Below are 24,250 nucleotides of genomic sequence, written 5' to 3' on the forward strand. Positions count from 1 at the left end.
GCACAATTACTATTTTATAAAGCCTATCTACATTGCCTACCGCAAAGCCTTCCTGCGTTCTTAGGTCAATACGCAGTAAAAAAAACCTGCTCGGTTTCCTTGTATTGTTTTTAAGTAAAAGCTTATCTTTTTTTATACAGAACTAGTTCCGGGTTGGCACCTTCCGCCTCATAGGTGCATACCATAATGAAATCCATATTTGCAAGGATACCAAAACATCTGTCACCGCCTAACTCGGATTCAAGCTGGTTACCAAGATATGTCACATTATCATCTAGAAATTTCACCCTGGCACCACTTGGAAGAGGATATTCAAGGTTGACATAACTTCCTACAAGCGCATTTAGCTTATCTATCTTGGGCATTCCTTCAATATGAAGTTCATTAATCTCATTTATCAGCTGTTTCTTGAAAGCTTCAAACTGTCCATCATCACTGAGTTCTTCGTATCTTTTCCAATAGTCCAGTTTGGGGAGTTCCTGTTTCAAATACTCACGAGCCTGATTCTCTGTGAAGTTCTCATTAACCATGTTAGGAATACATACTTCAATAAGATTATCCATATCGCTGTATGTAAATGTTCCATCAGCATAGCACCATTTACAGTAATCCTCATTAAAAGATCCGTCTTTGTTTCTTCCAATAATTGAATCTTCCAGTGGCATGCCACAACACTGACAAATCAGCTTATGCGGTGAACCTAGCAATGTGTTTATTGAAACATTATAAAGGTTAGATAACAGTTTTAACGTCTCAGTATTCGGAACCGTATCACCATTTTCCCAACGCGAAACTGCCTGGCGGGTCACAAAGACCTTTTCAGCCAGATCATCCTGAGACATATTATTCTTGGTTCTAAGCTCAAATAAAACGTCTTTTGTATTCATGTTAATCCCTCCTCTACTATTATTCTAATACAGAGGTATTCATAATACACGCAACTCTCTGTTGCTCCTATTATCTTTGAATTATTTAGAAAAACTAAACATAACACGACACAGGTGTGTCATTATATTTCACCAACTAATATCTGCTATGTTCAAATTTTCATCCAGATGAATAGTGTAATATATTCCTGCTTTCTTAGCCAATTCAGATAGATAGTCAGTCTGTTCCAGGCACTGGACCTGATACTCCGGAAAGTTCATATTTAATTCTATGAAATTAAGACCCAGATTGTTGCAAAGATTTATATTTTCCTCAAGCGTATGGTTCTCAACAAGTGTTGGCATCCCAAACTGCATCATTCATCCCCCCATAGTCAATTCTACTGATAATTATGCTAATTCTGTTGCGTTACTTCTGTATTTATTCTCAAAGACACTCATGCTTTAAAACAAACTCCTGATTAGGATAGCCAAATTCTACTGTCAGCTCCCCTTCCTCAAATCCAAAGCTCTTATATAAAGCTCTTGGAGCTATACCCTTGTCATCGTCATCACGGAACGTTGACACCGTAATATCCTTATTTCTATCAAGTTCTGATAGCGCCTTTCTCAATAGAGCGGATGCAATTCCTTTTTTACGATACTTCGGGCTTACCGTCAAACAACAGATCATGTTTTTATTCCGTGAAAACAATAGTATTCCAATAACATCAGTATTATCTTTCACACACAGCGCCTGTCTTTTGTCGATAAATTTAAGAACGGTCAACTTATGTTCTTCAATACTATCTTCAGTTTCAAGCCCTGGAAAATTCCAGCTCACTTGTTTTACCAATTGCATCCAGGAATCGATGTCAGATGCTTCTCCAAATATCACTTCCTTAAAATGCGGCTCCCTCACATCAGTAGGTCCGCCCTGTTCCATCAGATCAAAAACATATCCCTTTTCGTAATCCATCTCTGTCACCGTCCTTTTTTAGATCAAACCGTTTGCCGCAAACCACTTCTTTACTACATCCCCGGAATCAGCTGCCTTAGAGCCAGTGATCGCAAGTCCACTCTTTACCGTTGCTCCTTTGGCAGACTTTTTAATATCACTCTCACTGGATCCCATTCCGCTTCCTTCATTGGTGCAAAGTGGAAGGATGGTCTTTCCGGTGAAGTCATATCTTTCCAGGAAAGTTGCGACTGCCATCGGGAAAGTTCCCCAATAATTCGGGTAACCAAGAACGATGGTGTCATACTCATCGATGCTGCCTAAATAATCAGTAAGCTCGGGTCTTGCATTATTCTGCTTGTCCTTCTTCGCTTCATCGATGCAGGTCATGTAAACCGGTGAATAAGGGTCCTTCATCTCGATCTTAAATGTATCCGCATCGATCAGCTCCTTCATGATCCCTGCTACGATCTCGGTGTTCCCGACCTTTACGTATCTCATTGCTCCGCCAAAATAGTTCTCATCTGCTCTTGAAAAGAATGCTATCAGTGTTTTTGCCATCGTGTTATCCTCCGTTATAGTTTTCGTGAACTGTGATTATTCGCTTCGTTGCTAAAATTATCACACAGAACGCTTGAAATATCCAATTGAATTATCCTATAATTGATTTAATTTTTAAATGACTGATTCCGGGGGGGATTTTTCAATGACCACCAAACAGATCGATTACTGTATAGAACTGGCGCGAACACTTAACTTCAGTCGCGCTGCAGAGAATGCCTTTGTAAGCCAGCCCACATTTTCCTATCAGGTAAAACTGCTGGAAGATGAGGTCGGCTTTAAGATATTTGAAAGGAACGGCAAGGGAGCCACACTCACTCCTGCCGGTCAGCAGTTCGTAACGTATCTTTCCGGTATGCGTGAGGATATGAAGAGAGCAATAGAACAGGGGCAGAATTTCAGTGCCAGGTATACTGACAACATAACAGTTTCCATGATGGTCAGACAGGCCATATATTTCCTGCCTGAGGCGATTCGCATATTTGAAAAGGAGCAACCCGGTGTTCAGGTCACTCCTCTGTTTCAGTACGATAATGGTGTAGAAAGTTTTTTAAAGGATGAGTCCGATGTCCTCTTTGCGCTCATCGAACAGACTAAGCATATCCCGGGGATCAACGTACACAAGCTCTTTGATTCCGGGATTTACCTTATTGCTGATAAAAACGATCCGCTGGCAAAAAAGAACCTCATCACAGATGAAGATATCTACGGACGCACACTCATGGTAGGAGGTGGCTCTCCGAACGCTTTACGTAGTGTCCAGCAAAAGCTCATCGCCTCCGGGAAGATCGAATATTTTAACAGTCCCGATCACGACTCTACTCTTGTAAATGTTGCATCCGGCAAAGGCATCTGCCTTGCTCCCGGATTCTTAAACGACCATAGCGGACAGTTTGCATGGATCCCTTATGACTGCAAGGAATGCTTTCACTGCGTTCTCTGCACTCACAAGACGGATAGCCGAGAGAGCCTTGCCGCATTTATCAAGACGCTTCAAAAGCTGTACAATGATGCAGTGGCCTTCCCACTTTAACTTCCATTTTTCTCTTAATTACCATATTTACCTTATCTTCAACAAATCCAACACCAAGTGCTGTATATTTTGAACCTTCATTAGCTATAGCATGTGCCCACACAGGCTTCTTCCCCTGAGATATTATCTCTCGACACATCCTGTCAGCAACCACCTTAGCCAGTCCCTGATGGCGATAGTTTTCATCAGTTTCAACACCGATATCAACCTCATGCGAACTAACTGCAGCAGAAAATGCAACCGCTATAACTTTATCTCCATCAAGCGCTACAAATCCAAATCCATTTTTAAGAAACTGTTCTTTATCCGACCAGGAAAATGCAGGAATGATATTTCCATGAATCCTATCATAATTAAATGCCGATATGGGTTCTACTTTGTACCTACATTCCGGAGCTCTCTGTAATAAATTGCCAAAACGATACTCTATTCTTCTATCTATCACAACTTCATCTTTATAGGAAAAGTAGTCTATCACTTTCGAATTATCTGTTATTAGAACAAATCTTCTATCTAAAGTTTTTACATAATAATCCTGATATATCTTCTCGAGAAACAAATCGCCTACACTACCAGATAGATATGCAAAGCCACAATAATGCCAGAATAAAGCTGTCTTTAAGTCACCAGAATAGAAAGTCTTTCCCTCTTGAAAGCCTTCTGCTATCGACAAAGGATAAACGCCATTGCTGCTACATTTTCTTGCAAACACCTCATCTTTATATTTCTCGAACAATTCATGCGAATACTTTTTGGGCTTATCAGACTCCCTTACTATTTTCCATAGAGCCGCAGCAGCCTTAAGTCTCTCATCAAAAACCCCAGTCGATTCGTCTGCACAGAAATCTTGTAAGAACTTATTCCACTGAAGCATTGACTTATCATACTTTGCATAGGTCCTCTTTCCGTAGTAAATATCCAGCAGATCACCTAATGTAAAAGACTCATCACCATTTTCCTTTACAGCCTTAGCTGACGCAACCATATCAACATTGAACTTGAACGGTCTTACCCCTGTCTGCTCTGCATAGAAATCCCGGAATCTGTTACCAAATGTAAATCCGCACTCTATAAGCCCTGTATCCAGAGTCAGATCCTTTACCAGAGACTTAGAGCGATTACTTTTTCTCTTTTCGGGCAGGATCATATCGCCGGAGAAATAAGCCTTGATAACATTGTTCAACTCTATTTTGCTTCCATCGGCCTTAAGTCCAAGCTCTTTACATATTTTGATCAATTCTTCACGATACCAATAATATTTACAAAATTCGTCATAGTCTTTTATTTTTTTAAACTCAGGGCGTTCCATATCAGCTATCTCTTTTCTTTGTGAGCAGTAATTCGCGTGAAAGATTTTTCTTTATTCGATTCACGTCCATGTCGGTTGTATGTACTCTGTCTATGTTATCAATAAGTATCTGTTTATCCATTTTGCGCCTATGCCATTCTTCCATTCAAGCCATCTCTGTGGATCACAGCTCTTTGGCGAATGATACGTGCCCTTCTAATTCGGTATAGCCGTTCTTTTTATAGAACTCATAAGCAGGAGCATGAGCTTCTGTCTGTAAAAAGATCTGCTTCAATCCAAGTTCTTTTAGTGTCTTTTCTATTTCAGCCAAGAAAAAAGTACCAGCTCCAGCTCCTTGCCTGTCAGTTCTTATGCATAGTTCATCGATATAATATTCTGTTTCTGTATACCAGTGCTTTATGTAGCCCAGCGACATCCCGATGAGCTCATCACCATCATATAATCCATATGCAAGCGAATATCCCTGTCCAATCAGATCATCTATATAACAATCCAGCTGATTTTCATCAGACCAGTCATCGTTCCAGGGTTCAATTGTAAAAACACTTACAAACAGCCTTTTTATTGTTTCCTTTTGCTCAATTCCTATTCGTTTAAGTTCCATCTGTCCACCTCAGCTTATCCGCTGTATAATCCCCGCCACATCAACTCCGGGATGGGTCAGATACATTCTGCAGATGCTCTCTGCCAGTTCTTCTGAAATCTTCAGTTTGAATCGGCTCTTCATGGAATTATATTTCTGCTCCACTTCATATTCAGGCACCCAGATCTGCGCCTCATTTATCTTATTCCTTTAGCCTCCCTTCGGTTCAGTACAAGCATTACAAGCCTGCACACTACGCCCAAAATAAAGATCTTAAATCCATTCCTGATCAGCGCATCACCTATTCCCATGTTAATAACATATTGTATCCGAAGTTCCTCGGTAGGATCCTGATATGGAATCCCAGCCTTTATCATCCAGTAATACAGTCCTATGACCAAAACCATAACTCCGGCAATAATCATGCCATTTAATATATTCTTTATCACACTCCCCAATATCGCTGTTACAATCCTTTCTCTTTTAGTAGCATTTTTCATATTCATTAGCCTCTGTTTCAAATCAAGTAGCCGTTTTTAATACAGGAAGAAATCATCATCATCATTAAATCTGCGACACTCTTCCTGCCAGTCTGCCATCTCTTCCTTGAAAAGAGTACACAGTTCCTTATATTTTTCTTTGCTTATCTCCCCATGATCTGCCATGCACTTGTAAAACTTCTTTATGCTGGCACCGGTAGACTTAAGATTATTAGGTGTGGACCACATACACTTGTGGATATAAAAGTATCCAAAAAAATCACGAAGATTGAAGGACTCTGCTCCAGCTTTCATGTCCGTGCATTCCTCATCTGTAAATGGCAGATAATCCGTCAGATAAAAATCAACGTTATCCATATGATTCTGTATGGTCTTAGCAGAAATCCCTGAAGCCTTCAGATCTTTTAAAAACATGTCCAGATACTTTTTGTTCTCTTTTCTGGCTTCAATGGCTTCATCAGGTTCTTCATCATAATCATCATCGTCGTCCCAGTCATCATAATCCGGGTACTGCTCAACACTGCCCTTTTCTTCTATCACATGGGCGATAACACGGGTCTTTTCATCATGTATATCCTGCACCTGAATCTCAAATACCCAGTCATCTCCAAAATCGTAATGCAGGATAAACTTCTGTCCCTTTTGAAGTCCCAACTTATCAAGCTTTGTATCAGTCGATGGCTGTCCTTTATATTCCGGATAACAGGAATAATTGTCATCCGAGTATAGTTTTCCCGTCATACTAAATTCATACATATGCTCATGAATAAAATCAAATGCTGCAAGAATCACCTCACATAGTCTGTCCAGGGTATCATTCCCCGATATCTCTATCACCCTGTATGTTTTTCTTGCCTGTCCCTGCGGATAGACTTTCAAAGTATATTGTTTCATTTTGTTATCAACTCCCCTTTCTCTATTTCTAAAATCCCATTCTCCACACTGAATTATTCCCATCTATCCCAACCAGTTTAGGATTAATGATATCAAGTCCGGTCTCTTCCCTCATCTCACGCTTAACGGCATCCACAAAAGATTCCCCCGATTCAACATGACCGCCTGGAAGTGTATAGCCCTTCCAATCCTCTTTAATTCTATTTTGTAATAAAACTCTTTTCCCATCCTGTATCAGGCACAAAACAGTCAATTCTACTTTTTCTGTTCTTTGTTCCATGGTACTATTCCTCTCTTGCAGACTAATGCCTCTGCTATTACCTGCGTAATCCTCTCAGCGCATTCTGTTTTTTGTTTGTCAGTTCTTCCTTCAAAACATTTGATTTCAACATGAGGCATAATTTCCACATTCCTTACTCAATGAGTCCTCCGTGGAAATAGCATTCGTATATGATATTTCCTTTATAGCTGATTATTTCCTGCCTTGGAACCATTCAAAGTCCCCATCAATGCGACATTCATATTTGTAATCACCGTTAGCATGCTCATCTGGTCCTCTAAATGGCTTTTCCTCCGGAACCAGAAGCAATGATTCCTTCAAAAAATCTCCGCTGAAGTTTTCTCCGATTACCCTTCCCACATAATTCATGCTCCAGTATGGATTTTTCTTTATCCACAGCGCTTCTTCACCGGCAAATTTGTTGCCTCCAAGATAGGTGTCGTAATACATATAATCGCCATCTTCATATACAAGGTCGTGAGATTTTTCTCTTGAAGGTACTGTCTCAGCTCCCTTACCTGCATAAGTCGCCCTCTTTGCCCTGATTAGGAAATCTATCATCTGTTTATTCATTTTCTTATATTTCCTTCCTCATAAATCCACATGTAAATGGGAAAAAATCAAATTTCTTTGTCCCGACATGAACAGCTCCATTTTGCTCATACCATCTGCGCAAAACTACATTCTCTTCAACAATTCCTATATTGATTGCCTTGCATCCTGCGTTCCTCGCTGATTCATATGCATGTTCTAAAAGCTTTTTTCCTATTCCAAGATGTCTGTACTCAGGAAGAACAGAAAGATTATTAAGCTCACATTCTTCATTCTCCTGCATCAGCAGTGAATAGTATCCGCATGGGACGCCTTCCTGCTCATATATATACATAAGACGATTCTCATTATCCATCTGCCAGATGAGTCTATCTTCTGTTGTTGCAAATGCTGTAAATCTCGGAGCATTTTCAGGCGTAAAGCCAAACTCATCTGCCACAGTAATAAAGCTCTGCCTTATAATATTCAAGCATTCCCCTATATCTTCACGTTTAACTTCTCGTATCATTTGTTCTCCCATGAAAATTTATAATCCTGCTCACCAAAGATAGTCATCATGTTTCCTCTAATAAATCACGAATCGTATCTTCCTTAGGAACAGGATCCCAGTGGCCTTCAAGGCAGATAGTTGCCTCAGATTTCCTGATAGTCTCTGCCAGGCTCTTGCTAAGAACAGGATCCTTTTTCCATTCCGATAGTGACCCACAGGCTGCATCCCCAACAAACAGAACTCCTTCATCAGAAACCTCAATAAAAGTTGAATCATCTGTATGCGGTGCATCAGCCTGGTAAACCTTAACCCGGCAGTTACCTGCATCCAGTATCATATTGCCATGGAAAATCATATCTGCAGAAGTTACAATTACCGGTCTGTTATCGGAATACTCATTACGTATTCTCTCATCCAGATTCAAAAAGAATTCCGTTCCTTCCTGTTCTATCCTGTTCCTAAAATCGTTTAGATACTGATTTGTCCGGTCATTTGCAAGGCAAAGACCATTTACCACATGCATTCCAAATGTATGATCCCAGTGCCAATGTGTTATTACTGTGAGCTTTGGAAGCGGTAAACCATTCTCTTCTAAAGCCTTATAAAACTCTCTGGTATGCCCCTCCGAATGCCCCGCATCAACAGCAATGCTCCAATTGTCTCCACGTATATATCCCAGATTAGGTCTGTCCCTTTCCTCTTCCATGGGATAGTACCAAATCCTATCTGTTAGTCTTTTCAGCATCTTCGCACCACCCTTCATCTGAGTGTATATATATATTTTTCAAATGGTCAATTGTAGTGAGCGGCCACTCATTGTCTTCTAAGTTTAATATCCATTCTTTCTGCCCCATATTCCCTCCACTCAAAACTCATATTCTACTATATCAGAAAAGAAGCCATTTCACAGCATCTTCTACCGCAAAATGGCTTACATACTGCTTCAATTATCTGCTAATTTTTAGTATCCCAGAACAATATGACTTTTGCTCAAACTCAGTCTGTGGGAACACTTTTCTTATCTCATCTATCACAAAATAGATTTCATCATAATCCCAGTCATCCCCAGCATCAGCTCTGCATTTTTCAAGCTCTGTCCTGTTCCCAAAAGCGACATCACCTATAAGTAGCTTTCCCCCTTCATTAAGCTGATTCAACAGAACTTTGAAGAAAGCTGTTTTCTGGTCATCTGATAAATGGTGAAGAGAATAGGTTCCGATAATGAAATCAAACCTACAGTCACTTAGTTCCGGAACTAATCCCTTGGAAAAATCACCTTGATATAGGTGTGCATCAGGCATTTTTAACTTTGCAAGTTCTATCATGCGCTGAGAGAAATCCTGCCCATACACATCACAGCCATTTTCATAAAGCCTCGTTGTCAAAGTTCCTGTTCCAAATCCAATATCTAAAACACGGGCATTCCCCTTAGTCATTACTTCTTGGAAAATACCACCCAAAACATCCTTATATCCAGCAAACGGATAGCTGTTTTCTTCATCAGAAATTCCCAACTCTGCGTCATATCCGTCTGCCCATAAATCAAATCCTCTGTTGTCTAACATTCTACATCCTCCCTTGGTCGCTGTAATGACTTCTATGTCCGGGAACTCTTGTTGAAGCTGCCCAAATATTCCTCCTACTGCCACCCTGCACTCTACAGGTCCCATTCCAGAGCTGATCTGCATAATCATCTGGCATTACCTCCTTTGTAGTTGTAGACAGGCTTGATGATTTTCTCAATCATCACTGTATCTTTTACAGCTTCTTTTATATAGCCCTCTCTTCTGTAAGCAAAAGGAGCTTCATCCAGAGTCTCTTTTCCGATGCAGACAGAATATACCCCCTTCATCTCTGCCTTAAACTCAGAAACCGTATGATTCTGTAGGACATTCTCCCTTGAAGAGATTCTCCCGCTTCCATGAGGAGCAGAATAGTTCCACTCTTTATTTCCAAGTCCTTTACCAAGAATAACCCCGTCCTTCATATTTATAGGAATTATGACTTCTTCATCTGCCCTGGCTGAAATTGCTCCTTTTCTGAGAACCGGCTTATCTCCAGAAAAGTCCACATAGTTATGGATGCAGGAAACCGATTCCTTTTCTTTCCATTTCATTCCTTTAAGAATCTCTCTTGCAATAACTTTGCGGTTAAGATCTGCATACTCCTGCACTATGGCTATGTCATGAAGATAGTCATCCATGAGCGTACCTGTGAGGTACGTCAGTTCATAGGGCACATCCGTGACACCTTTTGATTTTAGCTCTTTCTGACCGGCATCCATGTAATACTCAGCGACTTCTTTTCCCAGATGCCTGCTCCCAGTATGGATCACCATGTAAGATTCCCTGTCATCATTCTGATCAATCTCGATAAAGTGATTTCCGCCTCCAAGCGTCCCAATGCTAAGCATGACCTTTTCATTGCGGATATGCTTGCAGCATCTGAGCCTTGAAAAATCAAAATCAGCATTACTGTGTGCACACCCTCTGATACTAAACCCGACCGGTATATTTTCCCTGATAACGCTGTCTAGCTTCTGAAAATCGTTTCTGACTTTACCAAGCTCAACTGCCAGCATCCCACAACCAATATCTATGCCAACAAGCTCAGGAAGAATTCTGTCTTCCACAGTCATTGTAAGTCCTATCGGTCCGACTTTTCCTGGGTGAACATCCGGCATAACCCTGATTACTGATCCCTCAGATGCCTCATTGTCACATATCATTTTTATCTGCGAAAGGGCATAATGATCCACATCTGAGCCAGTGAGTTCCTGCATGCACATGATCTGTGCTTCTGCATATTTTCCTTTTACTGATATCAAAATAAAACCTCCGTCTGGGATGTCTTCTGCTTCTAAGCACGCAAAAAACACCTCCGTCGAATCAGAGGCCAACAATAGTCCTGCCAGTTTAAATCATGAATAGTCTGATAGAATAATCAGAAATATAGATGGCGGACAATCATGCCTCTGTCATTTGCGTTATTAGTAGCTGTTATAGTCGTCATGTATCTCATGATCGTCCTCCTTTCTGCTCATACGAGCGACATGCATTATTTGTTACAGATTGAAGTATATCACATTTCTTGTATCGCGCAATACTCCTATTTCACCAAGACTATATCGCTTTTATAACGAAAGAGTGTTGTTTTTATGTCGTTTGGAAAAATGTGCCAAACATTTCAAAATATAAAGGCTGAAAATCAGCCCCTATACTTCTTAGTTATAACCATAATGTAAATTGCCATCATCACTATGGTTTCCAGCATCACTCCTAACACCGAGAGTAGAATAAATGGAGAATTTTGTCCGGTCAGCAAAGGAAGCCCTAGCACAATGAAAATGATGCCATAGCACATGAACAAAATTCCGGTTGAGCGATTATATCCCTTGATATCATTGACAGGGAATTGTCTGATATTTGCCCAAAAGCCTATAGCTGTCTTCATGAACAAAGCCCTAATTCCGAAACCGATCATTATAGCACCAAGAACTGCCCATACCAGAAATCCCATTGTCGCTCCATTCATAGCGCCCCTCCTTTAAAGATTAACCTCGTCTGCTTTCTGCTCCATATTCTTTTTCCTGTCTATCATGGCACCAATCATCATACCAACAAGCATACCAAGTCCTATTCCCAGGCATATCCCCGTTGAAACTCTTCCAGTTGAAAAATAACTTATGACAGAACCAGCAGCAACACCTACGCCCATTCCCCAGCTCTGCCCAAGAATCAGGTATCTGTGCTTTGCTCTGTTTTTCTCATACTCTTCCTTGTTCTTTTCAGACATTTTCTTAACATTCTTGGAAGTAGCCACCCCGAACAAGAGATAAACCGGCGCAAGCACTGCTATCAATACTACGAATAACCATATTTTAGCTGTCATATTTTATGTCTCCTCCTGTAAGTTCTTCCTTACAAGATAAATTATAGTATAGATGCCTATCTGAAAACAGACAGAAAACGGTAAAATATGACTTCTTATTTCACATTGGCAGCATATTTTTTGCACACCTTATTTTCAGACATAATCGACATACATTTTTTCATAACTCGAATAGGTCCCTCCATTTCTTCAGCTAATTGCTACTATAATATCAATTTTGACCTTTTACTTCATAATTTGATATAATAATAGCATCAAAAGGAGATGCATCATGACAGAATTCATATGGGAAACCCCGGCTGAGATCACACTTGACCTTGCTAAGAGGGTAAAAAAGATTCGCAAAAGACGTAAGATTACACAGAAGCAGCTTGCCGACAGGAGCAACGTCAGCTATGCCACGCTCAAGAAATTTGAACAGACCGGCCAGATATCGCTCATGTCTCTAGTCAAGATTGCAATGGAACTGGGACTTGCTGACGAGATCAAAACTCTTTTCTCACAGCCTGTCTATCTTAATATTGATGAGGTTTTAAACGATGAGTAACAGAAAGCTTGATGTCTTTTATCATGATAAACTTGTGGGAACGCTGGCTGAAATGCCAGATAAACGTATTGCTTTTCAGTACAGCGATGGCTGGATCCGAAGCGGTTTTTCCATAAGCCCTCGTTCTCTCCCGCTAGCCAATACCGTATATGTTCCACCGGAAAAGAACCGCGATATCTTCCACGGTCTTTTTGGCGTTTTTGCTGATAGTCTGCCTGATTCATGGGGAGAGTTGCTATTTGACAGGTATCTCTCCTCTGTAGGAATACTCAGAGATCAGCTTACAATCCTGGACAGGCTCGCCTATGTAGGTACATCCGGAATGGGAGCCCTTGAATACTATCCTTCCAAAGAAGCAGATTTCAATATAGATAGCGCTGCCCTTGATTATGACGAGCTATCTGCCGCCTGCGCTAATCTCATCTCATCAAAACCTTCAGATCAGTTAGATCTGCTGTTTAAGATGGCCGGTTCCAGTGGTGGTACACGCCCAAAGATTCTTCTCCATGAGGACAATGAGGATTTCATCGTCAAATTCCCTGCAGCCAAGGATCCATCCATATGCGGAAAAAGAGAATACGACTACTCCTTAAGTGCCAAGAAGTGCGGAATAGAGATGACTGACACATACCTGATCCCATCCAAAATATGCGAGGGCTACTTTAAGACCAAACGCTTCGACAGAAAATCAGGAAAAAAGATCTTTACCATAACTTTCGCTGGTCTCCTGGAAGCAGACTTCAGAGCGCCCTCCTGTGACTACTCCACATATATGCGCCTGATACAGATCCTGACCAAGGACAACGCTCATGACAAAGAGCAGATGTTCCTTACTATGTGCTTTAACACTCTTTGCCATAACAGGGACGACCACACCAAGAATTTCTCTTTTACCTATACCGAGGATCACAGCTGGAGGCTGGCTCCGGCATACGACCTGACATACAGCACGACCTATTTCGGTGAACAGACCACATCTGTAAATGGGAAAGGAAAAGATATATCAGATAAAGATTTTGTTAAGATTGGCATAGATGCCGGACTATCCAAAGACTACTGCTTGGACAGCCTAGAGAAAGTAAAAAGAATCACTCAGGATGAGCTTGGAGTTTATCTTGAAGAACAGCGTCTTCGTAAGAGAAAGAAAACTCCACTATCTGACAGAATCTCAGAGATAGCAGAATAAAAAAAAACCAATACATTCAAAATGCCATGCGACGGTAGTGTGAACTACTATTTTAAATTTACCACCTCGCATGATCTGATATTTCCTCATATGAATATTGGGATCTATTCAGATAATCCAAAGCCGTAGCATGCGGATTCTTCAATAGCTCTCTGACAGCCTCCGGAGATATTCCTATTCTTTCATATGTGCTGTAACAGCTATCCAAGACCTGTTTGTTATCAGAAAAGTATTGTATGTCAAGTTGCACATTACCTGTGCTGGCACTATTTCTTGTTACTCGCATAGGTACCGGATCAGTAAATCTTCTCAACCTTTTCCGTAATCCCATACAGATGCATAAAATCAGCTATTTCTGCATCGTTCTTTACAAGCATCACTTCATCAAAAGCCCCGGTATGAATATCCTGAAAACCGGCAACCATTTCACCATTACAAATGCTTGCCTTAATAACTGGCTTTTTATTTTCCTTGTCATAGGTTAGCTTTTCTCGTCTCTTCTCGAAAAACATTTTTTCTTGTCTCCCTATTCCAACGTCACAGTCACATCCTTACTTCCCAGCAACTCTGTTAATTCCTCCTGTGACATATCAATATGCCCCAGCCTTGTATACGCCCATGAGTTACTGCCGTAGAATATGACAATCTGATTTCCTGAGTACAAAACTATATCTCCATAGTCAGTTGTAGTCTGCTTATCATCTTTAACAATGCTCTTTCCAATAGAGCCAACCTGCTCAAAGCCACCATACATTGACATTTCCACAGTAAGCGGGCTCAAATTTTTTAGAGCATCGACAGAATCATTATCTTCCCAAGTCACAGGAACTTCTATACTATCAATCTTCAATTTCATTGAAACAACTTCCTCCGTCTTTTCTGCTGCTTCATCAGTCACTATTTCACCAGTCCAATCGATTATTCCACCAAATTCATAGACATTCGTATATCCGATATCAGCAAGCTTTTGAGAAGCCTCCTTGCTCCTTCGTCCACTTCTGCAGTAAACAAGTATAATCTGTTCCAAGTCCGGTAACTCTGTTGGCTGCTCAGTGCCTATACTTTCATTGGGAATCAAAATCGCCTCTGGGATATGTCCTTCAGCGAACTCGTCTTCCCTACGCACATCCACAATTACATGTCCGTCATCAAGCTCCATCATAAGCTTTGCGGTTTCCTGATCAATCTGCGTGAAATTATTACCTGTGTCATCACTTGCGTTTAAATAGATTGATGTCGGTCCATTCGCTCCGCCTATGACAGATACATTATCATCATTTTTGTTTACACAGCCTGATAGAGCCAGCCATGTAATTATAAGACAAAATGCAACAAATCTTTTCATAAAAACCTTGTTTAGAAGACCTTATTCATAAGTTTTAGCAACAATCCCAAATCGAGGAAGCAGCAAAGAAATATAACCATGTCCAGAAGATATGATTATACCTCTTTTTATCAGTCTATCACGGTATCTTGAGAAAACAGCAGATGTCATGCCTACCTTCTTACATATTTCACTGACTTTGGTCTCATCCTTTTTTATTGCAAGAATGACTGCTCTATCCTGCTTTGATAATGAGGACCATATTTTTTTATATACAAAATCATCAAGCATATCATCAAGCTTGAGGAGAATTTCTCTTAACTCCATTTCATCTCTATATTCATAATATAGAAGACCTAGTGCTTGGAATGCAAAAGCATATCCCTTAGTTATCCGTGCAAGGTTCTTGGCATCGTCTTCATCAATCTGAAAAATATCTGCATACTGTTTCGTTATTTGATGCAAGCTTAGTGGTTCTAATGTTATTTTCGGGGTTCTAAGCAAAAAAGTGAGAGCTGGGTCGTTCTGGATTGCATAGATATTTTCATATAATCCTGTCATTAACAGGAAAACCGGATAATCTTTTCTAACAAAAATTTGAAACTGGCTCGCAAAGTGACGCATGTTGTCATCATGCATTACTTCATCAATAGTAATGATTACTTTTTTATTATGCTTTTTTAATGAAGAAAGCATATTATCTATGATGCTTACGTTATCCTGAGGAGTATCATTTCCATTAACACCAATACCAAAACTTGCGATGGATATGTTGAATCCCTGTTTAAAGAAATCCGGAATTTTCTTGCAGGAATCGATCAAACGCATAGCACAGTCATTGATAAGATCCTGCGTTGAATTTAGGTCTATTACAATCCAATCCTTATCCTTCCCAAGTTCATTTGTTATTGAAGTCATAAGTACAGTCTTGCCACTTCCTCTGATTCCTTCGATAAGATATGCCTGACTGATTGGATTGTCAGCCTCAAATGTACTTAAGATCATATCCGTATTTTCATATCTGGATATATATTCATTTGGCTGTTTTCCAAAAGTAAGAGTAAATGGATTATTCTTTTTCATAACATGACATCCTTTCATAATTCTTCATAATCCATTATACTTTCATAATTCTTCATAATTCAATATAGTTTTCATAAACTTTCATAATTAAATTACAATGCTTCTATATATTTCCTCGTTTCTGTATCCACAATGTATATCTTCTGGTTTCCATACGGATCACCATTTGAGTATGTTGAAAATAGATCCAATGTCAGTACTCCTCCCATGTCAAGAGGCTCTTCTACCGGTATATGACCAACAACCTGGTAAAAGAGATCATCCCTGAACATTCTGTAAAAATCAACCTGAGGTCTTGCCCAAATTGGTGAATTGTCCCTCCACAGTTCCTGCTTACCCATACGATTAATCCTTGCAAGGATAGGAAAAGAGTCCCAGGAATGGGCTATGATCCCATAACCTTCCGCGTATGAAACGGATGCTCTACCTCCCACGCTATCCTGGAATAAATAATCCCACAAAAGGGCAATTTCATGGAGGTTCTACCACGTCGGCTCGCACGACTTAGTAGGTCGACACAAAAAAATCCCGACACATAGCCAAACCCTCATTGCCATGTGTCGGGATAAATGTATTATGATATTTTTAACCTATTACTTTTTAAACAAACCGCTTGCCAAATTCTTCAGATCACCAAGATCAAGCTTTCCATCCGCCACTGCTGCCTGAACTTTCTTGATGTCATCTTCAGAAACATCAATGTTGGCTTTCTTGAGAAGCTCCACTCCCTGCTTAGGATCAGCTTTTGCTATCTGCGCCATAAGCTCTTTGTTTTCATTAACCTTTTTAATGATTTCAGTAATGTCTGCCATTTCGTTCCTCCTCCAACAATTTATAATTGCAACAAATATATTATACTACTTTGGCGCCCTGATTCCTGTATGTTTTATTAAGTATTGGTAGATCAGTATGCTTCCAACATGTAATCACTTCGTACTATCTTCATCTATCGTCTCAATCAAAAAACTCACCGGCCTGAATCCATCATTGCAGGAAATCATCGCGGACTTAGGATTCTTCATCCAGCCGCCATAGAAGTTTTCTCCGCCATGGGCCAGAGTCATTACAAAAGGAGAAAGTGTCTCCCAGGCACTTTCACAGAAACCTTCCGGTCTTTCCCATCCATTGCAGACAAAAGTCTGTCCGAGCTTCATAAAACAAGCATGTTCTATTGGATTTTCATACTCTGCCATAAGATCCTCATATCGAGCAATCTTCTTAACCGTAATTCTAACCTTCTTCATATTCTCATACCCCTGATGGCCATTCAGTCGTAAAACTTGATCACAGAGCCCTGATACCCTCCACACCGGGCATATTCGACCAGGTCATACAGATCAGACGTATCTGACATTGCAAAAGCAAGTCTATCCTGACCGTAGATTTTTTCTATGTAAAGACCACTTACCTCTTTGAATCTCTTTATCATTTCAACTGCATGCCATCCTTAAAAGCATTGCCCACCTTTTCTCCAACTCCGTAATATCCATTACCAAATGGATCAAAGCTTATAGGCTTAACCTTTGTGATATCAACTGCTCCATCTGTCACTACGCTCTCATCTGCAGAGACATTTACGATTTCTCCAATCAGAATGCCATCTTCAAAGCTCTTTACCTTACACTCAAGAGCAACAGGAAGTTCATCAATCAAAGGTGCATCAACAAACTCACTTTTTGTTGCGTGGAAACCGGCCTTTTCAAATTTATCAGGTACTTTTCTTCCTGATTCTATCCCAACATAGTCGCAGGGAATCACCTGGCCTTCTGTAGCAAGACTTACTGTGAACGCACCTCTCTTTGCAAGATTGTCTGTAGTCTTGTGCTCAGACAAACTGATTGAAATCTCTTTAAAATCAGTGGTTATACCCCATGCTGCGTTCATAGCATTCGGCACTCCATTCTCATCATATGTTGCAATGATAAGAACCGGCTGCGGGTACATTAGTGGTTTTGCTCCAAAATTAACTCTGCTCATCTGTTTCCTCCTTTAACACACAAACTATTTAACTTAATATACTTCCACAAGTGCAGCGCACTCATGAGCTGATGCTCAGTATTACGACTATATTTCATCCATCTCAGCCAGACAGCTAACTATTTTTTTGTATTTAAAAACATCCATACTGGCTATTTGTGCAATTCCCTTGGCCAAAAAAGATGCCGAGGAATGCTTATCGGTTTCTATAGCATCACAAACACCTTCACGTTTTTACTCATCCTGCAACTCTGCCGGAATCATTCCAACAAAATATATGTATCGCATCCTGATCTTTATCGTCCAAGTCCTGATATACACAATCCTGCTCTACTACAAAAATCTCCGCCCTGGTTTTTAATATCTCATAAAGCTCTGTGGTGCTGAGCTCTTTAAAATGCTTTATTACAAATTCCATCAGTAAATCTTCTCAACCTTTTCCGTAATCCCATACAGATGCATAAAATCAGCTATTTCTGCATCGTTCTTTACAAGCATCACTTCATCAAAAGCCCCGGTATGAATATCCTGAAAACCGGCAACCATTTCACCATTACAAATGCTTGCCTTAATAACCGGCTTTTTATTTTCCTTGTCATAGATTAGCTTTTCAGATTTCTTCTTGAAAAACATTCTTCTTATCTCCCTACTCCAACGTCACAGTTACATCCTTACTTCCCAGCAAATCTGTCAATTCTTCCTGTGACATATCAATATGCCCCAGCCTTGTATACGCCCATGAGTTACTGCCGTAGAATATGACAATCTGATTTCCTGAGTACAAAACTATATCTCCATAATCAGTTGTAGTCTGCTTATCGTCACGGGCAATGCCCTTTCCAATGGAGCCGACCTGTTCAAACCCACCATACATTGACATTTCCACAGTAAGAGGACTCATATTTTTCAGAGCATCAACAGAATCATTATCTTCCCAAGTCACAGGGACCTCTGTACCATCAATCTTTAGTTTCATTGAAACAACTTCCTCCGTCTCTTCTGCTGCTTCATCGGTAACTATTTCACCAGTCCAATCGATTATTCCACCGAATTCATAGACATTCGTATATCCGATATCAGCAAGCTTTTGAGAAGCCTCCTTGCTTCTCCTTCCACTTCTGCAGTAAACAAGTATTATCTGTTCCAAGTCTGGTAACTCTGATGGCTGCTCTGTGCCTATACTTTCATTGGGAATCAGAATCGCCCCTGGGATATGCCCCTCAGCATACTCATCCTCTGTACGAACATCCAAGATCACATGACCGTCATCAAGCTCCATCATGAGCTTCGCAGTTTCTTGATCAATCTGTGTGAAATCACCTGTGTCATTATTAGCCTTTAAATAGATTGATGTCGGCCCATCTGCTCCACCTATGACAGATACATTATCATCATTTTTGTTTCCGCATCCTGATAGAGCCAGAAATGTAGTTATAAGAAAGAATGTAATAAATCTTTTCATAATAATTTTGATAAAAAAACCCTATAACCTTCCCACTTTTTCCCGATTTCGTACCAGTTTTTCCCGAAAATTTCCTGAAAGAGAAAACACAACATTGATCATCCTCAATGTAAACTGCCTGGCCATCTGCCAGTAATATATCTTCTCCTTCTTCAGGCAGGCTATTTCCATAAAGCATAATACTAATGCAACAACAATTGTTTTTATCATTTCAAACTTCTCCCAGCGGAAATTATTGTTTTTACCCTGCCAGTTGCATAACCCATGCCAGGATTGCCGCCACTATCGGAAATCCAAGCAAAGTCCCAATCCATTTACCCGCCAATGTTTTCCCGTGAATATAAGGCATGAACTCCTCTGTTCCCGGTATGATCCACGCCCTGGTATGTCCAACCCACCACCAGTCAATAAAGATCCGGTCGAATAGACCTGCAATCAGATAAATACCTGCGAGCTGAATAAATCCATCGAGAAAATCACTGACACCATTATAGAAATAAACAGTTAAAGGGATTACTGTCAGCATGGGAAGAAACAATGCCAAGCTCGTAATAATACTTACATGCTTTATCTTTTCTTTTGTAATAAGGCCAAGTTCAACCACCTTATCCTGAACTTCCTGTTCATAAAAAACTACAAGTCCAACAGGACCATCTTTAGCAATACCAACTACGCAGATCAGTAACAGCCAAAAGCTCAAAATCAACCCTTCAAAAACAACTAGCATACAGTTCCTCCTCACTTCTTTTTCTTTGGAGCCGGAAGTTCATCATACATTGCTTCAAAAAGCTCTTTCAGAAACTCCTTATTATCAACATCATCCACGAGCAGCATCTCTTTTGCCCCTTCATAGGGAAGATCCAGATCAGCGTCAGGCATCTTGTCTACCGCTGCCTTTACGTTCTTTACAAGGAAGCGGTCATCATAGATACCACCAACGATCTTGCCGCGATAATAGATGATGTATTCGCCCATCATTGCCTTATATGTTATTTCATCAAGCCCCGAAAGCTGTCCTAATATAAAATCCAGGTACTCTTTAGTTGATGCCATACTTACCTCTTTCACTCATGTTCCAAAGCAAATCCCTATCTTTTGCTTCAACTCTTTGTAGTCTGATCATAATTCTTCATTTTCTTCCACCACACACAAATCCAGATAATCATCCACATAAATTTCAATAACATTATCTGGCACTATTTCTTCATAGCACACCCACTGTGATCCCATTGCCGGCTTAAACTTTCCCTTATCAAGACAGTATAAATATCCTTTTCCACCATAATTAGGATGACAGTGTTTAAAAATCATTTTATCCCCATATTCTGGCATCATGATACGTTCTGCATCCTCTCCTTCCGAAACACATCCAAGTGCAAAACAAATAGCCATATTCTTATTGGAAGTGGCATATACAGCTAACTGGCACCCTTCCTTAAATCCAACATCATGAGCCTGATTAGGTATCAGCTTATCATATTTATTTGGGGATCCATGATATAAATATTCTTTCACTAAGGCAACATCTCCCATGCTCGAGGAATCTTTTCTCTTACAAGCTTTGCGTATGAGCATTATCCAATGTATACGGTTCTTCTATATATTCCATAACTTCTGAATCCGATAATGTCCCATATAGATTCAAAAGGTCTGATTCAGTCATTTTTCTTATGTTCATTTCTCTTTTTTATTTCTTTCTAAATACCAGGTGATTATAAAAAGCGACCTTCTTATACTCATCAATTGCTCCAGCCTTTGTTTCCAGTTCAAGCATGTTGCTATACCATTCTTCATTGAATTTGATCTCATTGTTTGATGACAAGCCAAATAATGTCCTTATACCAAAAACATCTTTTAGCTCTGCATCATCAGCAAAGAAATCAGCAAGATACTCGTTGCTATACACATTTCTGCTTCCAAAAGCACTTTCTTCGGTGTACTTATCAAGAACATCTAATGCTGCCGCGGGATTGTCGTTTAACACAGCATACGCAAATGCCTTACCATATTCATTATGCTTTACTATTGATAGAATGCCGCCTGGCTTTAGGACTCTTATTAACTGTGCAAGCACACCACTCATATCATCAACATATTCAAGAACGTTATGACAGATGACCACGTCAAAAGTATTATCTCCTATACTCTGTAAATAATCTATTCCTCCAGGCACCAATGTATAATTGCAAGTATTAACGCGAAGTTCACGCATCTCTTCACTGGGCTCTACCGCAGTAACATCATGATTCTTGGCATAGTGATCCGCAGTTATACAGAACCCTGCTCCAAAATCCAGTACCTTATTTATATTGTCATTGGGAATAATTAACTGTTTGTAAATAAGATCATAGAACATTTTTCCCCAAGGCTGCTCTACCATATTTCTGTAATCTTTAATTGTCCCCAATTTTCTTCTTCTCCTCCAATAATTTTCAGATATTTATCTTCTACTATATCCGTTTTCACACAATAAAAAAAGCCACCTGGCAGTATTTATCCGCCAGATGACTATGAAAACATTTATATCTTATACCAATTCCAGTCTGTCTCTAACAAAGCATATCCCTGAACCTTTGCCTCAAAGATATCTCCGTCAAAGACAATGACCATTTTATCTCGATCAGAATCAAAGCCATTATCCGGATTCTTCTTTTGTTCTTCCGCAAAATCAACAAGCCTTTTTGCAACGATTCATCATTATAGTATGCTTCAGTATTTGAAATACCAATGTTTCTGTCAATCTTTTCGTATAATCTTCTATATCCACTAGATTATTCATTTATATATCACCTATTATTTGGAAAAACTGCATTATGCGGACATTTTACGGACATTTTCAAAAAAAGCCCGTTTTATTCAATGCTAATGGTTATAGTAACATCTCCATTGGAAAGAAGATCAGTCATATCTTCCGTATTCTTATCAGATATATGTCCAAGTCTTGTATATGACCAGCTATTAGAACCATAGAACACTACCATCTGATTTCCTGAGTATAGTACAACGTCGCCTGAACCCGTTGTTGTCTGCTTATCATCTCTCGGCAGACTCTGTCCAATTGAGCCCACCTGTTCAAAACCGCCATACATTGACATCTGGATTGTAACATCACCGTCTTCAGCCATATTCCTCAGTGCCTCTACAGCCTGATTGTCTTCCCAATCCACATTAACTTTTGTATCGCCGATTTTCATTGTCATAGAACTATCTCCAATAGTTTCATCCTCTGCTGATTCATTTTCTGCGGCAAGCTGGTCCTTTATATACTGCAATATGTATGTCATTGCATCTTCAAATGGCTGTCCATAAAATTCATGTCCACCATCTTTTATTACATGAAACTCACAATCCTTTATAATCCCGGCTGCTCTTTCCGAATACGAGACCGGAACGGTACCATCCTTATCTCCATGCAGGAGAAGAATCTTATCTTCATAATTTTCCAGAAGCTCATAAAAGTCTGTTTCCCAAATATCTGTAACATAGTTCTTTCCTACATGCATCCAACCACCAAATAATGGCACATCATCAGGTACATCTTCTACAGAGCTGTACTGGGTAATTCCATGATCTTCTTTAATCGAAAGTGCAGGATACATAAGCATCATTCCTGCTATTTTCTCCTGATTCCTTGCCCCTGCAACTATGGTAACAAGACCACCCTGGCTTCCTCCAAGAAGAAATACTTTTTCCGGATCAACGAAATCCCATTCTTTAGCTACATTAAGCACCAGCTCGAGATCATCTGCTTCTGTCATGACTGACATTTCTGAATTACTTCCACTGCTCTTATTATCGGTTCCCGCTACACTTCCTCCGCCATAGTCAAAGGTATACGCAGCAATCCCATTTTCAGCCAGCCTCTCTGCATATCTTATTCCTGCTTCGTGATTATTTCCAAGTTCATGAGAAAAGATTACCAAAGGATATGTTCCATCACCCTCAGGGATATAGGCCATTCCATATATTTTCTTATTGCCATTCTCACACCATATTTCTTCTGTATGATACATAGCTGTTCCCTCCGACATAACATTCTCTTCTGGACTTTCCGTTTCATTATTTTCTGATGCTGATATTTCAGTTACGGCACCCAGATCTGAGCTTGTGTTTTTGGTTGTCCCTGCACAGGCGCTCATGCAAAACATTATGGTCATACAGAATGCCAGAAAAATCATTTTCGTTTTCATCGCAGACTTCCTTTATTTTAGAGCTTTACCAAATTCGAAGGCTTCGTTTAACTCTTCTGTTTTCCCGGATGCCTCACCCATATCACCTATGCCACCGCAGAATAAGGAGCCTGAAAACTGAGCCTTTTCAAAGCAGTCAATCCATCCCTGAAGTCCGCTTTCAGCCTTTTTAGGCACAAACTCTTCATCCTCAGCCGCAACAGAGAGCATATATACATTCCTAAACTTATAGTCTGAAGGATACAGCGGATTGAGCCTGTCCAAAAGAGTTTTCATCTGGCCGCTCATCTCGTAATAATAAATCGGAGTTGCAAATACAAGGGTATCTGCATTCTTTACTGTTTCTGCAATCTCAGCAGCATCATCCTTAATGACACATTTCTGGGTATTCTGACAGGCAAGACAACCTATACAGAAACCGATATTTTTCCCTTTCAGGCCTATATATTCCACATCATGACCTGAAGCTTTTGCTCCCTCTATAAGCTTTTCCGTAAGTATGTCGGAATTACTCTTTGCACGAAGGCTTGTAGAAATCACTAAAACTTTACTCATATCATCCCA

At 40.1% G+C, this 24,250-nt stretch carries 40 protein-coding genes; 3 read left to right on the forward strand and 37 right to left on the reverse strand.

The genetic code is table 11. The features are described 5' to 3' along the window. Nucleotides 1-122: 122 nt before the first annotated feature. The 4 genes from ACHCNF_RS07950 to ACHCNF_RS07965 form a co-directional block, all read right to left on the reverse strand. On the reverse strand, nt 123-887 hold the full coding sequence (locus ACHCNF_RS07950) for a zinc ribbon domain-containing protein (protein WP_408069314.1): 765 nt from the start codon (nt 885-887) through the stop codon (nt 123-125). A gap of 129 nt (nt 888-1,016) precedes the next feature. Beyond that, nucleotides 1,017-1,247: a hypothetical protein gene (locus ACHCNF_RS07955; protein ID WP_408069315.1), complete on the reverse strand. Its 231-nt coding sequence runs from the start codon at nt 1,245-1,247 to the stop codon at nt 1,017-1,019. 67 nt (nt 1,248-1,314) lie between these two features. After that, nucleotides 1,315-1,845, reverse strand: coding sequence for a GNAT family N-acetyltransferase (locus ACHCNF_RS07960; protein WP_408069316.1), 531 nt, complete (start codon nt 1,843-1,845; stop codon nt 1,315-1,317). 18 nt (nt 1,846-1,863) lie between these two features. Next, nucleotides 1,864-2,385, reverse strand: a complete 522-nt coding sequence (locus tag ACHCNF_RS07965; RefSeq protein ID WP_029320101.1) for a flavodoxin — start codon at nt 2,383-2,385, stop codon at nt 1,864-1,866. 145 nt (nt 2,386-2,530) lie between these two features. Here ACHCNF_RS07965 and ACHCNF_RS07970 point away from each other — a divergent pair, with 145 nt between their 5' ends. Beyond that, nucleotides 2,531-3,418: a LysR family transcriptional regulator gene (locus tag ACHCNF_RS07970; protein ID WP_408069317.1), complete on the forward strand. Its 888-nt coding sequence runs from the start codon at nt 2,531-2,533 to the stop codon at nt 3,416-3,418. On the opposite strand, the gene ACHCNF_RS07975 is transcribed toward ACHCNF_RS07970, so the two are convergent. The 15 genes from ACHCNF_RS07975 to ACHCNF_RS08045 all read right to left on the reverse strand — a co-directional run bounded on the left by ACHCNF_RS07975 (nt 3,369) and on the right by ACHCNF_RS08045 (nt 11,917). Then, entirely contained in the window at nt 3,369-4,727 is a 1,359-nt protein-coding gene (locus ACHCNF_RS07975; RefSeq protein WP_408069318.1) for a GNAT family N-acetyltransferase, read from the reverse strand. The genes ACHCNF_RS07970 and ACHCNF_RS07975 overlap by 50 nt on opposite strands. A 163-nt stretch (nt 4,728-4,890) precedes the next feature. Further along, nucleotides 4,891-5,331 (reverse strand): GNAT family N-acetyltransferase, encoded by a 441-nt coding sequence (locus ACHCNF_RS07980; RefSeq protein ID WP_408069319.1) that lies wholly within the window; start codon nt 5,329-5,331, stop codon nt 4,891-4,893. 9 nt (nt 5,332-5,340) lie between these two features. Beyond that, entirely contained in the window at nt 5,341-5,490 is a 150-nt protein-coding gene (locus ACHCNF_RS07985; RefSeq protein WP_408069320.1) for a hypothetical protein, read from the reverse strand. Between the two features lie 17 nt (nt 5,491-5,507). After that, complete coding sequence (locus ACHCNF_RS07990; protein ID WP_408069321.1) at nt 5,508-5,810, reverse strand: hypothetical protein; 303 nt, start codon at nt 5,808-5,810, stop codon at nt 5,508-5,510. Between the two features lie 36 nt (nt 5,811-5,846). Then, the gene (locus ACHCNF_RS07995) at nt 5,847-6,704 is read right to left on the reverse strand and encodes an IS1096 element passenger TnpR family protein (protein WP_408069322.1); all 858 of its coding nucleotides are present in this window, start codon (nt 6,702-6,704) and stop codon (nt 5,847-5,849) included. A 28-nt stretch (nt 6,705-6,732) separates the two neighbouring features. Beyond that, entirely contained in the window at nt 6,733-6,984 is a 252-nt protein-coding gene (locus ACHCNF_RS08000; RefSeq protein WP_408069323.1) for an NUDIX domain-containing protein, read from the reverse strand. Further along, a complete protein-coding gene (locus ACHCNF_RS08005) occupies nt 6,960-7,103 on the reverse strand; it encodes a tautomerase family protein (protein WP_408069324.1) in 144 nt (47 codons plus the stop codon). The genes ACHCNF_RS08000 and ACHCNF_RS08005 overlap by 25 nt, the downstream gene beginning before the upstream one ends. Nucleotides 7,104-7,176: 73 nt before the next feature. Next, nucleotides 7,177-7,557 (reverse strand): DUF5680 domain-containing protein, encoded by a 381-nt coding sequence (locus tag ACHCNF_RS08010; protein WP_408069325.1) that lies wholly within the window; start codon nt 7,555-7,557, stop codon nt 7,177-7,179. A 4-nt stretch (nt 7,558-7,561) separates the two neighbouring features. Further along, a complete protein-coding gene (locus ACHCNF_RS08015) occupies nt 7,562-8,044 on the reverse strand; it encodes a GNAT family N-acetyltransferase (RefSeq protein ID WP_408069326.1) in 483 nt (160 codons plus the stop codon). 46 nt (nt 8,045-8,090) lie between these two features. Further along, the gene (locus ACHCNF_RS08020; protein ID WP_408069327.1) at nt 8,091-8,771 is read right to left on the reverse strand and encodes an MBL fold metallo-hydrolase; all 681 of its coding nucleotides are present in this window, start codon (nt 8,769-8,771) and stop codon (nt 8,091-8,093) included. After that, complete coding sequence (locus tag ACHCNF_RS08025; protein ID WP_408069328.1) at nt 8,749-8,880, reverse strand: hypothetical protein; 132 nt, start codon at nt 8,878-8,880, stop codon at nt 8,749-8,751. The genes ACHCNF_RS08020 and ACHCNF_RS08025 overlap by 23 nt, the downstream gene beginning before the upstream one ends. Nucleotides 8,881-8,973: 93 nt before the next feature. Then, entirely contained in the window at nt 8,974-9,720 is a 747-nt protein-coding gene (locus ACHCNF_RS08030) for a class I SAM-dependent methyltransferase (protein WP_408069329.1), read from the reverse strand. Continuing rightward, nucleotides 9,717-10,814 (reverse strand): RtcB family protein, encoded by a 1,098-nt coding sequence (locus ACHCNF_RS08035; RefSeq protein ID WP_408072209.1) that lies wholly within the window; start codon nt 10,812-10,814, stop codon nt 9,717-9,719. The genes ACHCNF_RS08030 and ACHCNF_RS08035 overlap by 4 nt, the downstream gene beginning before the upstream one ends. Before the next feature lie 419 nt (nt 10,815-11,233). Then, nucleotides 11,234-11,560 (reverse strand): hypothetical protein, encoded by a 327-nt coding sequence (locus ACHCNF_RS08040; protein WP_408069330.1) that lies wholly within the window; start codon nt 11,558-11,560, stop codon nt 11,234-11,236. A 12-nt stretch (nt 11,561-11,572) separates the two neighbouring features. Beyond that, complete coding sequence (locus ACHCNF_RS08045) at nt 11,573-11,917, reverse strand: hypothetical protein (protein ID WP_408069331.1); 345 nt, start codon at nt 11,915-11,917, stop codon at nt 11,573-11,575. Nucleotides 11,918-12,188: 271 nt separating this feature from the next. On the opposite strand from ACHCNF_RS08045, the gene ACHCNF_RS08050 reads away from it, so the two are divergent. Then, complete coding sequence (locus ACHCNF_RS08050) at nt 12,189-12,464, forward strand: helix-turn-helix domain-containing protein (protein WP_408069332.1); 276 nt, start codon at nt 12,189-12,191, stop codon at nt 12,462-12,464. Continuing rightward, on the forward strand, nt 12,457-13,650 hold the full coding sequence (locus tag ACHCNF_RS08055) for a type II toxin-antitoxin system HipA family toxin (RefSeq protein ID WP_408069333.1): 1,194 nt from the start codon (nt 12,457-12,459) through the stop codon (nt 13,648-13,650). The genes ACHCNF_RS08050 and ACHCNF_RS08055 overlap by 8 nt, the downstream gene beginning before the upstream one ends. A gap of 296 nt (nt 13,651-13,946) precedes the next feature. Here the strand turns inward: ACHCNF_RS08055 and ACHCNF_RS08060 are convergent, their stop codons facing one another. The 18 genes from ACHCNF_RS08060 to ACHCNF_RS08145 all read right to left on the reverse strand — a co-directional run bounded on the left by ACHCNF_RS08060 (nt 13,947) and on the right by ACHCNF_RS08145 (nt 24,241). Further along, nucleotides 13,947-14,162 (reverse strand): aspartate dehydrogenase, encoded by a 216-nt coding sequence (locus tag ACHCNF_RS08060; protein ID WP_408069334.1) that lies wholly within the window; start codon nt 14,160-14,162, stop codon nt 13,947-13,949. 14 nt (nt 14,163-14,176) lie between these two features. Then, nucleotides 14,177-14,995, reverse strand: a complete 819-nt coding sequence (locus ACHCNF_RS08065) for a cyclophilin-like fold protein (protein ID WP_408069335.1) — start codon at nt 14,993-14,995, stop codon at nt 14,177-14,179. 21 nt (nt 14,996-15,016) lie between these two features. Then, nucleotides 15,017-16,057, reverse strand: a complete 1,041-nt coding sequence (locus ACHCNF_RS08070) for a DUF8462 domain-containing protein (RefSeq protein WP_408069336.1) — start codon at nt 16,055-16,057, stop codon at nt 15,017-15,019. A 92-nt stretch (nt 16,058-16,149) separates the two neighbouring features. Continuing rightward, nucleotides 16,150-16,398: a hypothetical protein gene (locus ACHCNF_RS08075; protein ID WP_408069337.1), complete on the reverse strand. Its 249-nt coding sequence runs from the start codon at nt 16,396-16,398 to the stop codon at nt 16,150-16,152. Between the two features lie 252 nt (nt 16,399-16,650). Further along, nucleotides 16,651-16,869, reverse strand: a complete 219-nt coding sequence (locus tag ACHCNF_RS08080) for a hypothetical protein (RefSeq protein ID WP_408069338.1) — start codon at nt 16,867-16,869, stop codon at nt 16,651-16,653. A 114-nt stretch (nt 16,870-16,983) separates the two neighbouring features. Next, nucleotides 16,984-17,301 (reverse strand): TIGR04076 family protein, encoded by a 318-nt coding sequence (locus tag ACHCNF_RS08085; RefSeq protein WP_408069339.1) that lies wholly within the window; start codon nt 17,299-17,301, stop codon nt 16,984-16,986. A 23-nt stretch (nt 17,302-17,324) separates the two neighbouring features. Beyond that, complete coding sequence (locus ACHCNF_RS08090) at nt 17,325-17,486, reverse strand: hypothetical protein (protein WP_408069340.1); 162 nt, start codon at nt 17,484-17,486, stop codon at nt 17,325-17,327. Next, nucleotides 17,483-18,034, reverse strand: coding sequence for a flavin reductase family protein (locus ACHCNF_RS08095; protein ID WP_408069341.1), 552 nt, complete (start codon nt 18,032-18,034; stop codon nt 17,483-17,485). The genes ACHCNF_RS08090 and ACHCNF_RS08095 overlap by 4 nt, the downstream gene beginning before the upstream one ends. Before the next feature lie 238 nt (nt 18,035-18,272). Then, nucleotides 18,273-18,452, reverse strand: a complete 180-nt coding sequence (locus ACHCNF_RS08100; RefSeq protein ID WP_408069342.1) for a GNAT family N-acetyltransferase — start codon at nt 18,450-18,452, stop codon at nt 18,273-18,275. Further along, nucleotides 18,452-18,667, reverse strand: a complete 216-nt coding sequence (locus ACHCNF_RS08105; RefSeq protein ID WP_408069343.1) for an aspartate dehydrogenase — start codon at nt 18,665-18,667, stop codon at nt 18,452-18,454. The genes ACHCNF_RS08100 and ACHCNF_RS08105 overlap by 1 nt, the downstream gene beginning before the upstream one ends. Nucleotides 18,668-18,680: 13 nt before the next feature. Beyond that, the gene (locus tag ACHCNF_RS08110; RefSeq protein ID WP_408069344.1) at nt 18,681-19,496 is read right to left on the reverse strand and encodes a cyclophilin-like fold protein; all 816 of its coding nucleotides are present in this window, start codon (nt 19,494-19,496) and stop codon (nt 18,681-18,683) included. Between the two features lie 21 nt (nt 19,497-19,517). Continuing rightward, the gene (locus ACHCNF_RS08115) at nt 19,518-19,706 is read right to left on the reverse strand and encodes a hypothetical protein (protein ID WP_408069345.1); all 189 of its coding nucleotides are present in this window, start codon (nt 19,704-19,706) and stop codon (nt 19,518-19,520) included. 31 nt (nt 19,707-19,737) lie between these two features. Beyond that, nucleotides 19,738-20,223 carry a hypothetical protein gene (locus tag ACHCNF_RS08120; protein ID WP_408069346.1) on the reverse strand — a complete coding sequence of 162 codons (486 nt, stop codon included), beginning with the start codon at nt 20,221-20,223 and terminating at the stop codon, nt 19,738-19,740. 11 nt (nt 20,224-20,234) lie between these two features. Further along, the gene (locus ACHCNF_RS08125) at nt 20,235-20,549 is read right to left on the reverse strand and encodes a TfoX/Sxy family protein (RefSeq protein WP_408069347.1); all 315 of its coding nucleotides are present in this window, start codon (nt 20,547-20,549) and stop codon (nt 20,235-20,237) included. A 66-nt stretch (nt 20,550-20,615) separates the two neighbouring features. Beyond that, a complete protein-coding gene (locus ACHCNF_RS08130; RefSeq protein ID WP_408069348.1) occupies nt 20,616-21,011 on the reverse strand; it encodes a hypothetical protein in 396 nt (131 codons plus the stop codon). Nucleotides 21,012-21,183: 172 nt separating this feature from the next. Further along, the gene (locus ACHCNF_RS08135; RefSeq protein ID WP_408069349.1) at nt 21,184-21,903 is read right to left on the reverse strand and encodes a class I SAM-dependent methyltransferase; all 720 of its coding nucleotides are present in this window, start codon (nt 21,901-21,903) and stop codon (nt 21,184-21,186) included. Nucleotides 21,904-22,348: 445 nt separating this feature from the next. Beyond that, nucleotides 22,349-23,686, reverse strand: a complete 1,338-nt coding sequence (locus tag ACHCNF_RS08140; RefSeq protein ID WP_408069350.1) for a cyclophilin-like fold protein — start codon at nt 23,684-23,686, stop codon at nt 22,349-22,351. Between the two features lie 12 nt (nt 23,687-23,698). Beyond that, nucleotides 23,699-24,241 (reverse strand): flavodoxin family protein, encoded by a 543-nt coding sequence (locus ACHCNF_RS08145; protein WP_408069351.1) that lies wholly within the window; start codon nt 24,239-24,241, stop codon nt 23,699-23,701. Nucleotides 24,242-24,250: the final 9 nt, after the last annotated feature.

Origin of the sequence: Butyrivibrio sp. NATIVEDY162, assembly GCF_045999815.1 — a bacterium.
Classification (GTDB): domain Bacteria; phylum Bacillota; class Clostridia; order Lachnospirales; family Lachnospiraceae; genus Butyrivibrio.

What these genes read in the sequence shown, in the direction of transcription:
- ACHCNF_RS07950 (WP_408069314.1), bottom strand. Translation starts at nt 887, where the DNA reads ATGAATACAAAAGACGTTTTATTTGAGCTTAGAACCAAGAATAATATG.
- ACHCNF_RS07955 (WP_408069315.1), bottom strand. Translation starts at nt 1,247, where the DNA reads ATGATGCAGTTTGGGATGCCAACACTTGTTGAGAACCATACGCTTGAG.
- ACHCNF_RS07960 (WP_408069316.1), bottom strand. Translation starts at nt 1,845, where the DNA reads ATGGATTACGAAAAGGGATATGTTTTTGATCTGATGGAACAGGGCGGA.
- ACHCNF_RS07965 (WP_029320101.1), bottom strand. Translation starts at nt 2,385, where the DNA reads ATGGCAAAAACACTGATAGCATTCTTTTCAAGAGCAGATGAGAACTAT.
- ACHCNF_RS07970 (WP_408069317.1), top strand. Translation starts at nt 2,531, where the DNA reads ATGACCACCAAACAGATCGATTACTGTATAGAACTGGCGCGAACACTT.
- ACHCNF_RS07975 (WP_408069318.1), bottom strand. Translation starts at nt 4,727, where the DNA reads ATGGAACGCCCTGAGTTTAAAAAAATAAAAGACTATGACGAATTTTGT.
- ACHCNF_RS07980 (WP_408069319.1), bottom strand. Translation starts at nt 5,331, where the DNA reads ATGGAACTTAAACGAATAGGAATTGAGCAAAAGGAAACAATAAAAAGG.
- ACHCNF_RS07990 (WP_408069321.1), bottom strand. Translation starts at nt 5,810, where the DNA reads ATGAAAAATGCTACTAAAAGAGAAAGGATTGTAACAGCGATATTGGGG.
- ACHCNF_RS07995 (WP_408069322.1), bottom strand. Translation starts at nt 6,704, where the DNA reads ATGAAACAATATACTTTGAAAGTCTATCCGCAGGGACAGGCAAGAAAA.
- ACHCNF_RS08000 (WP_408069323.1), bottom strand. Translation starts at nt 6,984, where the DNA reads ATGGAACAAAGAACAGAAAAAGTAGAATTGACTGTTTTGTGCCTGATA.
- ACHCNF_RS08005 (WP_408069324.1), bottom strand. Translation starts at nt 7,103, where the DNA reads ATGCCTCATGTTGAAATCAAATGTTTTGAAGGAAGAACTGACAAACAA.
- ACHCNF_RS08010 (WP_408069325.1), bottom strand. Translation starts at nt 7,557, where the DNA reads ATGAATAAACAGATGATAGATTTCCTAATCAGGGCAAAGAGGGCGACT.
- ACHCNF_RS08015 (WP_408069326.1), bottom strand. Translation starts at nt 8,044, where the DNA reads ATGATACGAGAAGTTAAACGTGAAGATATAGGGGAATGCTTGAATATT.
- ACHCNF_RS08020 (WP_408069327.1), bottom strand. Translation starts at nt 8,771, where the DNA reads ATGCTGAAAAGACTAACAGATAGGATTTGGTACTATCCCATGGAAGAG.
- ACHCNF_RS08025 (WP_408069328.1), bottom strand. Translation starts at nt 8,880, where the DNA reads ATGGGGCAGAAAGAATGGATATTAAACTTAGAAGACAATGAGTGGCCG.
- ACHCNF_RS08030 (WP_408069329.1), bottom strand. Translation starts at nt 9,720, where the DNA reads ATGATTATGCAGATCAGCTCTGGAATGGGACCTGTAGAGTGCAGGGTG.
- ACHCNF_RS08035 (WP_408072209.1), bottom strand. Translation starts at nt 10,814, where the DNA reads ATGTGCATGCAGGAACTCACTGGCTCAGATGTGGATCATTATGCCCTT.
- ACHCNF_RS08040 (WP_408069330.1), bottom strand. Translation starts at nt 11,560, where the DNA reads ATGAATGGAGCGACAATGGGATTTCTGGTATGGGCAGTTCTTGGTGCT.
- ACHCNF_RS08045 (WP_408069331.1), bottom strand. Translation starts at nt 11,917, where the DNA reads ATGACAGCTAAAATATGGTTATTCGTAGTATTGATAGCAGTGCTTGCG.
- ACHCNF_RS08050 (WP_408069332.1), top strand. Translation starts at nt 12,189, where the DNA reads ATGACAGAATTCATATGGGAAACCCCGGCTGAGATCACACTTGACCTT.
- ACHCNF_RS08055 (WP_408069333.1), top strand. Translation starts at nt 12,457, where the DNA reads ATGAGTAACAGAAAGCTTGATGTCTTTTATCATGATAAACTTGTGGGA.
- ACHCNF_RS08060 (WP_408069334.1), bottom strand. Translation starts at nt 14,162, where the DNA reads ATGTTTTTCGAGAAGAGACGAGAAAAGCTAACCTATGACAAGGAAAAT.
- ACHCNF_RS08065 (WP_408069335.1), bottom strand. Translation starts at nt 14,995, where the DNA reads ATGAAAAGATTTGTTGCATTTTGTCTTATAATTACATGGCTGGCTCTA.
- ACHCNF_RS08070 (WP_408069336.1), bottom strand. Translation starts at nt 16,057, where the DNA reads ATGAAAAAGAATAATCCATTTACTCTTACTTTTGGAAAACAGCCAAAT.
- ACHCNF_RS08075 (WP_408069337.1), bottom strand. Translation starts at nt 16,398, where the DNA reads ATGGGTAAGCAGGAACTGTGGAGGGACAATTCACCAATTTGGGCAAGA.
- ACHCNF_RS08080 (WP_408069338.1), bottom strand. Translation starts at nt 16,869, where the DNA reads ATGGCAGACATTACTGAAATCATTAAAAAGGTTAATGAAAACAAAGAG.
- ACHCNF_RS08085 (WP_408069339.1), bottom strand. Translation starts at nt 17,301, where the DNA reads ATGAAGAAGGTTAGAATTACGGTTAAGAAGATTGCTCGATATGAGGAT.
- ACHCNF_RS08090 (WP_408069340.1), bottom strand. Translation starts at nt 17,486, where the DNA reads ATGATAAAGAGATTCAAAGAGGTAAGTGGTCTTTACATAGAAAAAATC.
- ACHCNF_RS08095 (WP_408069341.1), bottom strand. Translation starts at nt 18,034, where the DNA reads ATGAGCAGAGTTAATTTTGGAGCAAAACCACTAATGTACCCGCAGCCG.
- ACHCNF_RS08100 (WP_408069342.1), bottom strand. Translation starts at nt 18,452, where the DNA reads ATGGAATTTGTAATAAAGCATTTTAAAGAGCTCAGCACCACAGAGCTT.
- ACHCNF_RS08105 (WP_408069343.1), bottom strand. Translation starts at nt 18,667, where the DNA reads ATGTTTTTCAAGAAGAAATCTGAAAAGCTAATCTATGACAAGGAAAAT.
- ACHCNF_RS08110 (WP_408069344.1), bottom strand. Translation starts at nt 19,496, where the DNA reads ATGAAAAGATTTATTACATTCTTTCTTATAACTACATTTCTGGCTCTA.
- ACHCNF_RS08115 (WP_408069345.1), bottom strand. Translation starts at nt 19,706, where the DNA reads ATGATAAAAACAATTGTTGTTGCATTAGTATTATGCTTTATGGAAATA.
- ACHCNF_RS08120 (WP_408069346.1), bottom strand. Translation starts at nt 20,223, where the DNA reads ATGCTAGTTGTTTTTGAAGGGTTGATTTTGAGCTTTTGGCTGTTACTG.
- ACHCNF_RS08125 (WP_408069347.1), bottom strand. Translation starts at nt 20,549, where the DNA reads ATGGCATCAACTAAAGAGTACCTGGATTTTATATTAGGACAGCTTTCG.
- ACHCNF_RS08140 (WP_408069350.1), bottom strand. Translation starts at nt 23,686, where the DNA reads ATGAAAACGAAAATGATTTTTCTGGCATTCTGTATGACCATAATGTTT.
- ACHCNF_RS08145 (WP_408069351.1), bottom strand. Translation starts at nt 24,241, where the DNA reads ATGAGTAAAGTTTTAGTGATTTCTACAAGCCTTCGTGCAAAGAGTAAT.